Source organism: Streptomyces sp. NPDC048248, assembly GCF_043201875.1.
Lineage (GTDB): Bacteria > Actinomycetota > Actinomycetes > Streptomycetales > Streptomycetaceae > Streptomyces.
On record NZ_JBICZL010000012.1, the window covers coordinates 136,967 to 149,876 of the forward strand.

The 12,910-nt window shown below is 71.5% G+C and carries 12 protein-coding genes; 3 read left to right on the forward strand and 9 right to left on the reverse strand.

The annotated features are described in order from the left end of the window. Nucleotides 1-82: 82 nt before the first annotated feature. The 4 genes from coaD to ACGFZW_RS26285 all read right to left on the reverse strand — a co-directional run bounded on the left by coaD (nucleotide 83) and on the right by ACGFZW_RS26285 (nucleotide 6,361). Nucleotides 83-565, reverse strand: a complete 483-nt coding sequence (gene coaD, locus ACGFZW_RS26270) for a pantetheine-phosphate adenylyltransferase (protein WP_393895838.1) — start codon at nucleotides 563-565, stop codon at nucleotides 83-85. Between the two features lie 26 nt (nucleotides 566-591). Then, nucleotides 592-1,191, reverse strand: coding sequence for a 16S rRNA (guanine(966)-N(2))-methyltransferase RsmD (rsmD, locus tag ACGFZW_RS26275; protein WP_393895680.1), 600 nt, complete (start codon nucleotides 1,189-1,191; stop codon nucleotides 592-594). Between the two features lie 177 nt (nucleotides 1,192-1,368). Beyond that, nucleotides 1,369-4,533: a helicase-related protein gene (locus ACGFZW_RS26280; protein ID WP_393895681.1), complete on the reverse strand. Its 3,165-nt coding sequence runs from the start codon at nucleotides 4,531-4,533 to the stop codon at nucleotides 1,369-1,371. Between the two features lie 160 nt (nucleotides 4,534-4,693). Further along, the gene (locus tag ACGFZW_RS26285) at nucleotides 4,694-6,361 is read right to left on the reverse strand and encodes a DAK2 domain-containing protein (RefSeq protein WP_393895682.1); all 1,668 of its coding nucleotides are present in this window, start codon (nucleotides 6,359-6,361) and stop codon (nucleotides 4,694-4,696) included. A gap of 233 nt (nucleotides 6,362-6,594) precedes the next feature. Here ACGFZW_RS26285 and rpmB point away from each other — a divergent pair, with 233 nt between their 5' ends. Next, nucleotides 6,595-6,780, forward strand: coding sequence for a 50S ribosomal protein L28 (gene rpmB, locus ACGFZW_RS26290; RefSeq protein ID WP_018087178.1), 186 nt, complete (start codon nucleotides 6,595-6,597; stop codon nucleotides 6,778-6,780). 126 nt (nucleotides 6,781-6,906) lie between these two features. Here the strand turns inward: rpmB and thiD are convergent, their stop codons facing one another. Together thiD and ACGFZW_RS26300 are read right to left on the reverse strand one after the other, a co-directional pair. Further along, entirely contained in the window at nucleotides 6,907-7,728 is an 822-nt protein-coding gene (thiD, locus tag ACGFZW_RS26295; protein WP_393895683.1) for a bifunctional hydroxymethylpyrimidine kinase/phosphomethylpyrimidine kinase, read from the reverse strand. 74 nt (nucleotides 7,729-7,802) lie between these two features. Next, on the reverse strand, nucleotides 7,803-8,771 hold the full coding sequence (locus ACGFZW_RS26300) for a thiamine-phosphate kinase (protein WP_393895684.1): 969 nt from the start codon (nucleotides 8,769-8,771) through the stop codon (nucleotides 7,803-7,805). A gap of 161 nt (nucleotides 8,772-8,932) precedes the next feature. Here ACGFZW_RS26300 and ACGFZW_RS26305 point away from each other — a divergent pair, with 161 nt between their 5' ends. Both ACGFZW_RS26305 and ACGFZW_RS26310 read left to right on the forward strand, forming a co-directional pair. Beyond that, nucleotides 8,933-9,166 (forward strand): Lrp/AsnC ligand binding domain-containing protein, encoded by a 234-nt coding sequence (locus ACGFZW_RS26305; RefSeq protein WP_393895685.1) that lies wholly within the window; start codon nucleotides 8,933-8,935, stop codon nucleotides 9,164-9,166. Between the two features lie 9 nt (nucleotides 9,167-9,175). Next, nucleotides 9,176-9,664: a DUF3515 family protein gene (locus ACGFZW_RS26310; protein WP_393895686.1), complete on the forward strand. Its 489-nt coding sequence runs from the start codon at nucleotides 9,176-9,178 to the stop codon at nucleotides 9,662-9,664. A 30-nt stretch (nucleotides 9,665-9,694) separates the two neighbouring features. Here ACGFZW_RS26310 and ACGFZW_RS26315 read toward each other — a convergent pair whose 3' ends face one another. The 3 genes from ACGFZW_RS26315 to ACGFZW_RS26325 all read right to left on the reverse strand — a co-directional run bounded on the left by ACGFZW_RS26315 (nucleotide 9,695) and on the right by ACGFZW_RS26325 (nucleotide 12,866). Then, nucleotides 9,695-10,831: a D-alanine--D-alanine ligase family protein gene (locus ACGFZW_RS26315; RefSeq protein WP_393895687.1), complete on the reverse strand. Its 1,137-nt coding sequence runs from the start codon at nucleotides 10,829-10,831 to the stop codon at nucleotides 9,695-9,697. Nucleotides 10,832-10,983: 152 nt separating this feature from the next. Beyond that, nucleotides 10,984-11,985 (reverse strand): NAD(P)H-dependent glycerol-3-phosphate dehydrogenase, encoded by a 1,002-nt coding sequence (locus tag ACGFZW_RS26320; RefSeq protein ID WP_393895688.1) that lies wholly within the window; start codon nucleotides 11,983-11,985, stop codon nucleotides 10,984-10,986. Next, complete coding sequence (locus ACGFZW_RS26325; RefSeq protein ID WP_393895689.1) at nucleotides 11,982-12,866, reverse strand: lysophospholipid acyltransferase family protein; 885 nt, start codon at nucleotides 12,864-12,866, stop codon at nucleotides 11,982-11,984. The genes ACGFZW_RS26320 and ACGFZW_RS26325 overlap by 4 nt, the downstream gene beginning before the upstream one ends. Nucleotides 12,867-12,910: the final 44 nt, after the last annotated feature.

The following is a 12,910-nucleotide window of genomic DNA, read 5'->3' on the forward strand; positions in this document are numbered from 1 at the left end:
ACTGTACGGCCACGAGCCCTCGGCCCGACACCTGCTGACGTCTCATCAGCCGTGCGGGGCGCTCACCGCGCCCCGCGCCGCGTCACTGCTTCTTCTTCAGGCGTTCGGTGAGGGCTTCATAGACGAACTGCGGGACCAGGTGGGCGACGTCGCCGCCCCAGGCCGCGACCTCCTTGACCAGGCTGGAGGAGAGGAAGCTGTAGGTGGGGTTGGTGGGGACGAAGAGCGTCTCGACACCGGAGAGCCCGTTGTTCATCTGGGCCATCTGGAGTTCGTAGTCGAAGTCGCTGACGGCGCGCAGTCCCTTGACGATCGCGGGGATGTCGCGCTGCTTGCAGAAGTCGACGAGCAGGCCGTGGAAGGCCTCGACCTCGACGTTGCCGTACTCGGCGGTGGCCCGGCGGATCAGGTCGATCCGCTCCTCGACGGTGAACAGCCCCTGCTTGGACTGATTGATCATCACGGCGACGTGAACCACGTCGTACAGCTTGGAGGCACGGGCGATGATGTCCAGGTGCCCGTTGGTGATGGGGTCGAACGACCCCGGACAGACGGCGCGGCGCAACTCGTTTTCCTCGCTCTCCGAACTGGTCATGACACGCTGTTTGACGTCGACTCGGTGGACGCCGAAGCGGCGCGACCGTACCAAAGCGTCCCCTCGCCGTAGCGACGGGCCTTGATCGCTTCGAAACCGTCCGGCCAGGGGAAGGTGCCGCCTCTGGTGCTCCGCTCCACGGTGACGAGTGCCTCCTCCGCAAGCCACCCCTGACCACGGAGTGTGAGCAGGATCTCGCGGAGATCCGCGTCCGTCACGGCGTACGGAGGGTCCAGGAACACGATGTCGTACGGGTCCCCCGGGGCGGGAGTCGCGGCGGTCTGCTCGGCCTTGCCGACCCGTACCTCGACGCCGGGAAGGCCGACCGCACGGACGTTGTCCCGGATGGTGCGGGCGGCTCCGGCATCGGCCTCGACGAGCAGGACGTGCGCTGCGCCGCGGGAGAGGGCTTCCAGGCCGACCGCGCCGGAGCCGCCGTAGAGGTCGAGGACCCGGGCGCCGGCCATCGGTCCGTCGAGTGACTCCCAGGTGGAGAACAGGCCCTCGCGTGCCCGGTCGGAGGTGGGGCGGGTGCCGTTTCCCGGTGGTACGGCCAAGCGGCGGCCGCCGGCCGTACCGGCGATCACGCGGGTCATGGGGCCCGTCCTTACGTTGTGCGGGTCGGTGTGCGGAGCCCGGGGGCTCCCGTCCTCCCACGATATGGCGTCGGCTACCGCCCGGCGCCCGTCCGGGCCGCCCCGTGCCCGCGGGAGCGGTGATCGATCTCACGCGGGCGGCGACCGGTCGGACCCGCGCACGGGCGCGGGAGCGCGTCAGCCCTTGTCGAGGTACTGCTCGCGGTCGTCGTCCAGGAGGGCGGACAGCGCGATCCGCAGCTCCGGATAGCCGGCGAGCTCGGAATCATCGGTGACCAGCGTGGTGGCCTCCTCCCTGGCGGCCGCGATGACCTCCTCGTCCTCGATCACGGTCAGCATCCGCAGCGAGGTCCGCACACCGGACTGCGCCTGTCCCAGGACGTCGCCCTCACGCCGCTGCTCCAGGTCGATACGGGAGAGCTCGAAGCCGTCGAGGGTGCCGGCCACGGCGGCGAGCCGGGCGCGGGCCGGGGCGGCCTCGGGCATCTCGGTCACCAGCAGGCACAGTCCTGGTGCGGATCCCCGGCCCACGCGGCCGCGCAGCTGATGCAGCTGGGAGACGCCGAAGCGGTCGGCGTCCATGATCACCATCGCGGTGGCGTTCGGGACGTTCACGCCGACCTCGATGACGGTCGTGGCGACCAGTACGTCCAGCTCGCCGGCGGCGAACCGGCGCATCACGTCGTCCTTGTCGTCCGGTGCCATGCGGCCGTGCAGCACCGCCACCCGCAGGCCCTGGAGGGGGCCCTTGGCGAGCTGCTCGGCGACCTCCAGGACCGCGAGCGGCGGCCGCTTCTCCTCGGCGTCCTCCGCGGTCCCCTGCTGGGCGGCGGTCCCCTTTTCTCCCTTGGCCCCCTTCTTGGCGCCCTTGGGGGTGTCCTCCTCGTCACCGATGCGCGGGCACACCACGTAGGCCTGGTGGCCGCCCTCGACCTCCTCGCGGACGCGCTCCCAGGCCCGTGCGAGGAAGTGCGGCTTGTCCTGGGCGGGCACCACATGGCTGGCGATGGGTGAACGTCCGGCGGGGAGTTGGTCCAGGACGGAGGTCTCCAGATCACCGAAGACGGTCATGGCGACCGTGCGGGGAATGGGCGTCGCCGTCATCACCAGCAGGTGCGGAGGCTGCTTGCCCTTGTTGCGCAGGGCGTCGCGCTGCTCGACGCCGAAGCGGTGCTGTTCGTCGACGACGACCAGGCCGAGGTCGTGGAACTGCACCTTGTCCTCGATCAGGGCATGGGTGCCGATGACGATGCCGGCTTCGCCGGTGACCAGGTCGAGCAGTGCCTGGCGCCGGGCCGCGACCCCCATCGAGCCGGTCAGCAGCACCGCTTTGGTGCCCTGGTCGGCGCCGCCGAGCATGCCGCCCTCGGCCAGTTCGCCCATCATCTCGGTGATCGAGCGGTGGTGCTGCTGCGCGAGGACCTCGGTGGGCGCGAGCATCGCGGCCTGGCCGCCGGAGTCCACCACGGCGAGCATGGCGCGCAGCGCGACCATGGTGTTGTGCGTGACCGTGAAGTGGTCGGTGACGTAGGCGTGGTCGGGGTGGGCGACGCTGATGCACTGGACGGGGCGGCGTCCGACGCGTTCCACGGCCTGGACGGTGCGCCGGAAGCGGCGGTCGTCCGCGGGCCAGGAGGCGCTCCGGCCGGGGTCCGCGCGGAACGGCGGGTGTGTGTCCGGCAGCGCCAGGAGTACGTCGTGGGCATCCCCATCCCCGGAGGGCCGCAGGCGTGCGTGGCCGCCCAGTGAGCGCACGAGCCAGGCGAGGTCGTCGGCCAGCCGGCAGGGGGCGGCGCGGAACGCCACGGGCTCCTCGTCCTGCGCGTCGCCGGGCTCCTTCGGCACGAGGGTGCCCGCGGTGTCCATCAGTCCTTGGAGCAGGGCGTGCCGGTCCTTGAGCGGGGCGTTGCGGTAGGCGGCCGGGACCGCGGGCGCGCCCGGCAGCACGGGGCCGTGCGGCGCCGCTGCCTGCCGGTCGCCGGCCAGCGCGCACCCGAGGTGATAGGGGTCGAGCGGACGGTCCTCACCGCCGTCCAGGTCGACCGGGGCGGCCGGGGGGATCGACCATGTGGGCCGACCGCCGGCGGCGTGGAGATCTGCCCGCAGTTCGCGCGTCGTCAGCACGCGAGTCCTGGGTCGGTGCCCGGTGGTCGAGTGTCCGGGGGTCGGGTGTCGGGGCGCGGGCTCAAGAGCGTCCTCGGCCGCGACGATCCAGAGGTGCTCGTCGTCGCATTCGACGGAGCTGCCGTCGGACAGCACCAAACGCCACACGTCCCGTTCGCCCTGCGGGAAGACGCCGTCCACCACGGCGAGCTCGCCGCTCGGCACCACCACCTCGCGGCCGACCGCCATCTCCCCCATGGGACGGAACCCCTGGGGCGTCAGCACCAGGGCGTCCAGCGGCTGGGCCTTGCCCGAGCCCACCTCGCCCTGCAGCAGGCGGTGCATGGGATGGTCCGTCGCCAGGTCGTCGAAGATCTCCCGGCTGACCTTCTGCTGGCCTTCGGTGAGGGTGAAGGGCAGCTTGGCGTCGAAGGCGTCCAGGATGCCGTCCGCGACCAACGTCCGCGGGACTGCGGGGAGTTGGGTCTCCGCCAGGCGGCGCCGGGCGAGAGCGACCTGGAGGACGAAGGCCTCGTCCCACTTCAGCCGGGCCCGCGCGTCGGCGATGTCGGCCTTGCTGCGCGGGCGGTGGATCTTCAGCAGCGCCTCGGTGAGCGGCACGAGGGTGCGGCCCTCGCGCAGCGCCTCCGGCAGCGGGTCGACGGCGTCCTGCGCGCTGGGCAGCACCGCGTCGACCGCCTTGGCGAGCTTCCAGGACGCCATCTGCTGGCAGGCCGGGTAGATGGGCATGAGCTGCTGGGCGAAGGCATCGACGGCACCGGCGTCGGCGTCGGCGTCGGAGTCGGAGTCGGTGTCGCGGTCGAGGAGTTCGTATTCCGGGTGGGCGAGCTGGAGTTTGCGGTTGAAGACCGAGACCTTGCCGGCGAACATGGCCCGGCGGCCCGGGGTCAACTCCTTGTGCGGCTTGTGAATGCCCTTGCCGAAGAAGACCAGCTGCAAACGGCCGCTGCCGTCGGTGAGGGTGACCTCCAGGCGCTGCCCTCTGCCGTGGTTGAACTTCAGCACCCTGGCGTCCGCGACCTGGGCGACGACGGTGACGTGTTCGTCCAGCGGCAGGTCCGCGAGCCGGGTCAGCTCACCGCGCTCGGCATAGCGCCGGGGGTAGTGGTGCAACAGGTCCCCGACCGTGTGCAGGTCGAGATGCTCGGCCATCACCTTCGCGGTGGTGCCACCGAGGATTTTCTTCAGGGGTTCGTCGAGCGCTGCCACGCCGTCCATTGCACACCACACCACTGACAACGGGCGACAATCGCCGCCTTGCCGCCTCGGCTGTTCGGCGGCGTCCTTCACCTTTCACCGCCCGGCGCGAAGAAGTGAGGAAGTTCGGCTTCCCCGCGCCCCGCTCGGCTCGTTCGGGCTTTCCGGCGCCGGGCAGGCGCTATTCGACGCCGATGAGCAGCGGAGCCGCGTACTGCCCGCCCTCGTAGACGACGGTGTCCACGGCGAGATGCCGCTCGCGCACATGCCGCTCCAGCCGCTCCCCGAGCGCCTCGGGGGCCTCGGCCCCCAGGACGAGGGTCACCATCTCCCCGCCCGCGGAGAGCATCCGGTCGAGCACCGTCATCGCGATCTGTGCCAGGTCGGCTCCGATGACCGCGACATCGCCGTCGATCAGGCCGAGGACGTCCCCGGCCTGGCAGACGCCCGCCATCGTCCAGGACTGCCGCTCGGCGACGGCCAGCTCGGCGTAGCGGGTGGCCCCCGCGGCGGACGTCATCGCCACCGCGTCCTCGTCGAAGCTGCGGCCCGGCTCGTGCACGGCCAGCGCCGCGAGGCCCTGGACGGCGGAGCGGGTGGGGATCAGCGCGACGCGTACGCCCTCGGTGCGGGCCTCCTCCGCCGCCGCGGCTGCGGTGTGCCGCAGGTCGGCGTCGTTGGGCAGCAGCAGCACCTCGCGGGCGTGCGCCTGGCGGATGGCCTGGACGAGTTCACCGCTGGCCGGCGGCTCCCCCGGACGCACGGACACCGTGGTGGCGCCGGCCTCCGCGCAGAGGCCGGCCAGTCCGTCACCGGGCACCACCGCGACGACCGCCCGGGCGGCCATCACGGGCTCCTTGACCCGGGAGGCGCCGCCGAAGTGGGTGATGCGGATGCGGTAGGGGCGACCGGCCTCGATGCCGGCTTCGACGGCGGCGCCCGCGTCGTCGACGTGCACATGGACGTTCCACAGGCCGTCGCCGCCGACCACCACGAGCGAGTCGCCGAGGTCGTCGAGCCGGGTGCGCAGACGTGCGACGGCGCTGTCGTCGGCCTCCAGGAGGTAGATCACCTCGAATGCGGGCCCGCCGTCGTCAGGAGCCGCGCAGCCGCCGGCGCCCCCTGCGTCGGGCACCTCGCAACCGGCCGCTTCCGGGAGCGGGGCGTCGGCCCGTACGACGACGGGCGCGGCGGACACCTCTCCCGACAGGGCATCGGCGAGGGCTCCCAGTACGGCGACCAGGCCGCAGCCGCCGGCGTCCACGACGCCGGCCCGGCCCAGGACCGCGAGCTGCCCCGGGGTGGCCCGCAGCGCGGCGCGGGCGCCTTCGTGGGCGGCCCGTGCGATGTCCGCGGCGTCGCCGTCGGCCCGCTCCGCGGCGTCTGCGGCGGCCGTCGCGACGGTCAGTACGGTGCCTTCGACCGGGTGCGCGACCGCCTCGTACGTCGAGGCCGCGGCCCGGCGCAGGGCCTTGCGCAGCGCCTCGGGTGAGGTGTCAGGTCCCTTGCCCCCGGTGGTGTCCGCGGCAGCGAGGACTTCCGTCATGCCGCGCAGCAGCTGGGCGAGGATGGTGCCGGAGTTGCCTCGGGCGCCGATCAGCGCGCCGTGTGCCATGGCGCCGATGGCGTCGGCGAGACGGGGCGCGGTGCCGGTGGAGGCGTGCCCGTCGAAGGCGGCTTCCACCGCGCGGGCGGCGGATTCGAGGGTGAGATAGAGGTTGGTGCCGGTGTCACCGTCGGCGACCGGGTACACATTGATCGCGTCGATGCGCTCGCGTTCCCGGCCGAGGGACTCCAGGGCCAGCCCGCACCAGGCGCGTACCGCGGTGGCGTCGAGCGGGTACGGCACGTTCGTCCTCCTGAGTCACGGGATGCACCGCACAGTAGCCGCGCTCCGCCTGGGAGGCCGGGGCGGGGCCCGGGGCGCTCATGGTAGTTTCGTTGTACGCGAGCGGTCGTTGTATGCTGCTCCGGTTGCCCGATGGAAATCGGGCCATTCCTCTCCTGGCGAAGCCGGTCGGTCAATGCACTCGGCTCGTCGGGATTTCACCGTAAGTGCATCTGAAGTCTTTGGAGTGACCCGTGGCTGCCAACTGCGACGTCTGTGGCAAGGGGCCGGGCTTCGGCAAGAGTGTCTCGCACTCGCATCGCCGTACCAACCGTCGTTGGAACCCCAACATCCAGACGGTGCGTGCAGTGATCGGGCGCACGCCGAAGCGGCTGAACGCCTGCACCTCGTGCATCAAGGCCGGCAAGGTCTCGCGCTGACGTCTTAGCCGTAGCGCAGCCCAGCCGGTTGCTTGGGAAAGCCGGTCCATCGAGAGATGGACCGGCTTTTGCCTTTCCCGGTGCGGGCGCACGCCGGGAGCGCCCGCACCGTTCCGCGCCCGGCCGTCAGTGCGCGTCGCGGGTGCGCCAGCCGTGGTCGACGGGGCCGATGCCCGCGCCCAGCCGGAAGCCGGCCGCGATGGCGCCGGTGACGTAGTCCTTGGCGGCTGCGACCGCCTGCGGGACGGTCTCTCCCTTGGCGAGCTGCGAGGCGATGGCCGCGGCGAGGGTGCAGCCGGTGCCGTGGGTGTGCCGGTTGTCGTGGCGAGGCGCGCGCAGCCAGTGCTCCTCGGTTCCGTCGGTGAGCAGGTCCACGGCGCTGCCGCCGTCCTCCTGCCCAGGGCCGGGCGGCAGGTGTCCGCCCTTGATGAGGGCCCAGCGCGGCCCGAGCTCCAGGATCGCGGTGGCCGCCTGCCTCATGTCGGCCTCCTGCGCGACCTGGACGCCGGTCAGCTGGGCGACCTCGTCGAGATTGGGCGTGGCGACCGTGGCCGTCGGCAGCAGTGCGGTGCGCACGGCGTCGAGGGCGCTTTCGGCCAGCAGCGCGTCGCCGTGCTTGGAGACCCCGACGGGGTCGACGACGACCGGCACCCGCAAGGCGGCGAGAAGTTCCGCCACGGTCTCGACCAGCACGGCCGAGGAGAGCATTCCGGTCTTCACCGCCTGGACGCCGATGTCGTCGACGACGCTGCGGAACTGCGCCCGTACCGCCTCGGCGGGCAACTCCCACGCGCCTTGGACGCCGAGCGAGTTCTGCGCGGTGACGGCGGTGAGCGCGCTCATGCCGTGGGCGCCCAGCGCCATCATCGTCTTGAGGTCGGCCTGGATTCCCGCGCCGCCGCCCGAGTCGGAACCGGCGACGGTCAGGACGCGTGGAGGTATCTGCATGCCGTCGAATCTACTCGGCGGCATACCGCCGCCCGACGGCCGCCCGGAGGGCCGGACGCCGCCGCGGCGGCGGGCTACTCGGCTTCCCCGTTGTCGCCGAAGTGGTCCCAGCCGGCCTTCGCCCAAGGTGCGCCGTCCACCGTCACCTGGGGCAGCGCGGAGGGGTTGAGCACCTCTCCGATGACCTTCCACCGGGCGGGCAGCTTCACATCGGGCGGGAAGGTGGCCACGATCGCGTGGTCCTCACCGCCGTTGAGCACCCACTGCATCGGGTCCACACCGCAGGCCGTGCCGATGTCGGACATCTGCGAGGGGATGTCGATCTGGGCGGAGCGCAGGTCGATCCGGACCTTGCTGGCCTCGGCGATGTGCCCGAGGTCCGCGACCAGTCCGTCGCTGACGTCCGTCATGGCGGTGGCGCCGAGTCCGGCGGCCGCGGGGCCCGCGTGGTACGGCGGTTCCGGCCTGCGGTGGGCCTCCACGAACGCCCGCGGTGAACGGAACCCGCGCGAGAGGACGGCGTGCCCGGCGGCGGACCAGCCGAGCCAGCCGGTCACCGCGACGACATCGCCGGGCTGGGCGCCGGCCCGCGTGACCGGCTCCTGGTTGCGCAGATCGCCGAGCGCGGTGATGGCCACGGTGATGGTGTCGCCGCGTACGACGTCGCCGCCGACCACAGCGGCGCCCGCCACCTGGCATTCGTCGCGCAGCCCGTCCATCAGCTCGGAGGCCCAGGTCGCGGGAAGTTCCGCGGGGACGACCAGGCCGAGGAGGATCGCGGTGGGCACCGCACCCATCGCCGCGATGTCGGCGAGGTTCTGCGCGGCCGCCTTGCGGCCGACGTCGTAGGCGGTGGACCAGTCGCGGCGGAAGTGCCGGCCCTCCAGGAGGATGTCGGTGCTGGCCACGACCCTTCGGTCGGGCGCGGTGACCACCGCGGCGTCGTCTCCCGGCCCGATCCGTACGGCCGGAGTGGTGGTGAGCCGGGAGGTGAGCTCCCTGATCAGCCCGAACTCCCCCAACTCGCCCACGGTGCCCTTCATGCTGTTGCCCTTCCCACGCGTACGGACGGTCCGTACTCCGCTGACGCCGGTGCCGCACTTGCCGTGTTCACCGCGCGGGTCTCCCCGCTCCGCTCGGTGACGCGGTACCGTGGCGTCCCTTCTTCCCACATGATCCTCGTAGCCGCCGCCCTGGAGGTCCCGTGGTACAGGCGTACATCCTGATCCAGACCGAGGTCGGCAAGGCCTCGGCGGTGGCAGAAGTGATCGCGCGGATCCACGGCGTGCTCCAGGCCGAGGATGTGACCGGTCCCTACGACGTCATCGTGCGCGCGCAGGCCGACACGGTCGACGAGCTGGGTCGCATGGTGGTCGCCAAGGTCCAGCAAGTGGAGGGCATCACGCGCACCCTGACCTGCCCGGTCGTCCATATCTAGCTCCCCCGTATGCTCGGCCGGGTGATCTCTTCGCGCCGCCGGTATGTGGCTTGGCCCCTGCTCACCGTCCTGTTCGCGGCGGTGGGCTGTTCCTCTTCGGACGTCTCCGTCCCCTCCCCCGAGGGTGAGGCCGCGCGGCACTGCAAGGCCCTGCACAAGGAGTTGCCCTCGGCTGTGAACGGCCTGGAGCGCGGTACCGCGGAGCCCGTCTCCGACTTCACTGCCATCTGGGGCGATCCTGCCGTGCAATTGCGGTGCGGTGTGCCGAAGCCCGACGTGTTGACGTACGGGAGTGAACATTACAACCCTCGCGCCGACGCCGCGGAAGTCGACGGCGTCGAATGGCTCTTCGAGAAGCAGGCCGACGGATATCGCTTCACGACGGTGTTGCGAAAGGCTTTCGTCGAGGTGACCGTTCCGGGAAAGTACGCCCCCGAGGTGAATGTGCTCACCGCGTTCGCGCCCGCCGTGAAGAAGAGCATCCCCAAGGGCGTGTAGGCCGGCGCCCTGACGGCGCCGGCACCGCGATCAGCGCAGGCCCGTGGAACGCTGCAGCGCCGCCTGGATGAGCCGGTCGATCAGCTCCGGGTAGCTCACACCGCTCTCCTGCCACATCCGCGGGTACATCGAGATGGGCGTGAAGCCGGGGAGCGTGTTGATCTCGTTGATCACGAACTCGCCGTTGTCCTGGAGGAAGAAGTCCGCGCGGACCAGGCCCTCGCAGGAGGCCGCCTCGAAAGCCGCGACCGCCAGCTCCTGGACCCGGGCGGTCTCCTCGGCGCTCAGCGGCGCCGGCACGATACCGGCGGCGGAGTCGATGTACTTCGCCTCGAAGTCGTAGAAGTCGTGCGCGGTGACCGGCGGGATCTCGGCCGGCACGCTGGCCCGCGGGCCGTCCTCGAACTCCAGCACCCCGCACTCGATCTCGCGGCCGCGCAGCAGCGACTCCACGAGGATCTTGGGATCGTGGCGCCGTGCCTCCTCGATGGCGTCGTCCAGGCCGGAGAGGTCGTCGACCTTGGTGATGCCCATCGACGAACCGGCACGGGCGGGCTTGACGAACAGCGGCCAGCCGTGTTCCCCGGCGAAGTCGATGATCTTCTTGCGGGCGGCGGCGGGGTCCTGCTCCCACTCCCGCGGGCGGACGACCTCGTACGGGCCGACCGGCAGCCCGAAGGAGGCGAACACCCTCTTCATGTAGTCCTTGTCCTGGCCGACCGCGGAGGCGAGCACGCCCGAGCCGACATAGGGCACTCCGGAGAGCTCCAGCAGCCCCTGGAGGGTGCCGTCCTCGCCGTACGGACCGTGCAGCACGGGGAAGACCACGTCGACCTCGCCCAGCGCCTTGGGCACCGAACCGGGCTCGCTGTAGACGATCTCGCGGTTGGTCGGGTCGACCGGGAGCACGACGCCGCCCTCGGTGGACTCGGCCAGCTCGGCCACATTGGGCAGCCGACGGTCCGAGATGGCCATCCGCGCGGGGTCGTCGGCGGTCAGCGCCCAGCGGCCGTCGGACGTGATGCCGATGGGCAGCACGTCGTACTTCTCACGGTCGATGGCGGCCAGCACGGCTCCGGCGGTGACCACGGAGATGGCGTGCTCGGAGCTGCGTCCGCCGAACACGACGGCGACGCGGGGCTTGTGGGAGAAGGTCTCGCTGCTCATATCGGGTCGAGGGTACCTGCTGACCGGCCCGGAGTCAGTGCTGCGGCGGCCGTTGGTGGCGCCGTGCCGCCGGCCGGGGGGCCAGGAGGGTGGGAACGCCGCTCCTCGGCTGCCCCTCCCGTGCGCTCCCCTGTCCATTCCGGACCGACGGCTCAGTGCCGCTCCGGCTTGGCGGTGCGCGACATCAGGTCCTTGAGAGCCACCATCGGCGGCTTGCCCTCGTGGACGATGTCCACGACGGTCTCGGTGAGCGGCATGTCGACGCCGTGCCTGCGGGCCAGGTCCAGCACGGACTCACAGGACTTGACGCCTTCCGCGGTCTGCTTGGTGACCGCGATGGTCTCCTCCAGCGTCATCCCCCGGCCGAGGTTCATGCCGAAGGTGTTGTTGCGCGACAGCGGCGAGGAGCAGGTGGCGACGAGGTCACCCATCCCGGCCAGGCCGGCGAAGGTGTGCGCGTCGGCGCCCATCGCCAGACCGAGTCGGGTGGTCTCGGCGAGGCCGCGAGTGATCAAGGAGGCCTTGGCGTTGTCGCCCAGGCCCATGCCGTTGGCGATGCCCACGGCCAGCGCGATGACGTTCTTCACCGCGCCGCCCAGTTCGCAGCCGACCACGTCGGTGTTGGTGTACGGGCGGAAGTACGGGGTGTGGCAGGCGGTCTGCAGACGGCGGGCGACCGCTTCGTCGACGCACGCGACGACGGCGGCGGCGGGCTGCCGGGCGGCGATCTCCTTGGACAGGTTGGGCCCGGTCAGTACCGCGACGCGCTCCGGCGGGACCTTGGCGACCTCTTCGATGACCTCGCTCATGCGCTTGGCGGTGCCCAGTTCGACGCCCTTCATCAGGGAGACCAGGACTGTGTCGGCGGGCAGCAGGGGCGCCCATTCGGCGAGGTTGGCACGCAGCGTCTGGGACGGCACGGCGAGCACGGTGAACTCCGCGCCGCGGGCCGCTTCAGCCGGGTCGGTGGTCGCCCGTACCGACTCAGGAAGCTCGACGCCGGGCAGGTAGTCCGGGTTGGTGCGGCCGTTGTTGACGGCGTCGACGAGGGCCGCGCGGCGTGCCCACAGGGTCACCTCGCATCCCGCGTCGGCGAGCACCATCGCGAATGCGGTGCCCCAGGACCCCGTGCCGTAGACGGCGCAGCGCGTCACTTGCCTTCATCCTCCTGTGCCTGCTGGGTGCTTCGGTTCTGCGATCCGGCGGGCGGTTCGGCGGCGCTCGCCGGCGTCGCGGCCCGCACTCCCCCGGCGGCTTCCGCTGCCCCGGCCTCCGCCGCGGTGGCGGCCTTGGCGGCCGCGCGGGCGGCCCGCCGCTCCCGGGCGATCGCCTTGCGGTGGTCGTACACCTCGGCGGGGACCGGCTCGCCGCGGATCTCGGCCAGCTGCTGGGTGACCGCGGCCATGATCGTCTCCGTGACGGCGCGCAGCACCTCGGCGGTGGGCTCCTGGCCGTAGAACTCGCTCAGGTCGACGGGCGGTCCCGCCTTCACCCGCAGCGTCTTGCGCGGCAGGAGCCGGAGCTTGTTCTCCTTGGCGTACGGCGGCATGGCGTCGTTGGCGCCCCACTGGGCGACGGGGATGACCGGCGCCTTGGTCAGCAAAGCGACCCGGGCGGCACCGGTCTTGCCCTGCATGGGCCACATCTCGGGGTCGCGGGTGAGGGTGCCTTCCGGGTAGAAGGCGACGCATTCGCCCCGGTCGATCGCGGTGACGGCGGCCCGGAAGGCCGTCGCGGCGTCGGTGGTTTCCCGGTAGACCGGGATCTGGCCGGTGCCGCGCATCATCACACCGACAAAGCCGCTCTTGAAGAGTCCGGCCTTGGCGAGGAATCGCGGGACCCTCCCGGTGTTGTACTGATAGTGCGCATAGGAGAGCGGGTCGAGATACGAGTTGTGGTTGACCGCGGTGATAAATCCGCCGTCGGCCGGAATGTGCTCCATTCCCTGCCAGTCCCGCTTGAACAGAACCAAGAGCGGCGGTTTGCAGATGACCGCGGCCAAGCGGTACCAGAAGCCGATTCTGCGGCGGGACACTGGGACACCCTCCTTGTGGGACTGCTGCGCTGCTGCGAGCCGGC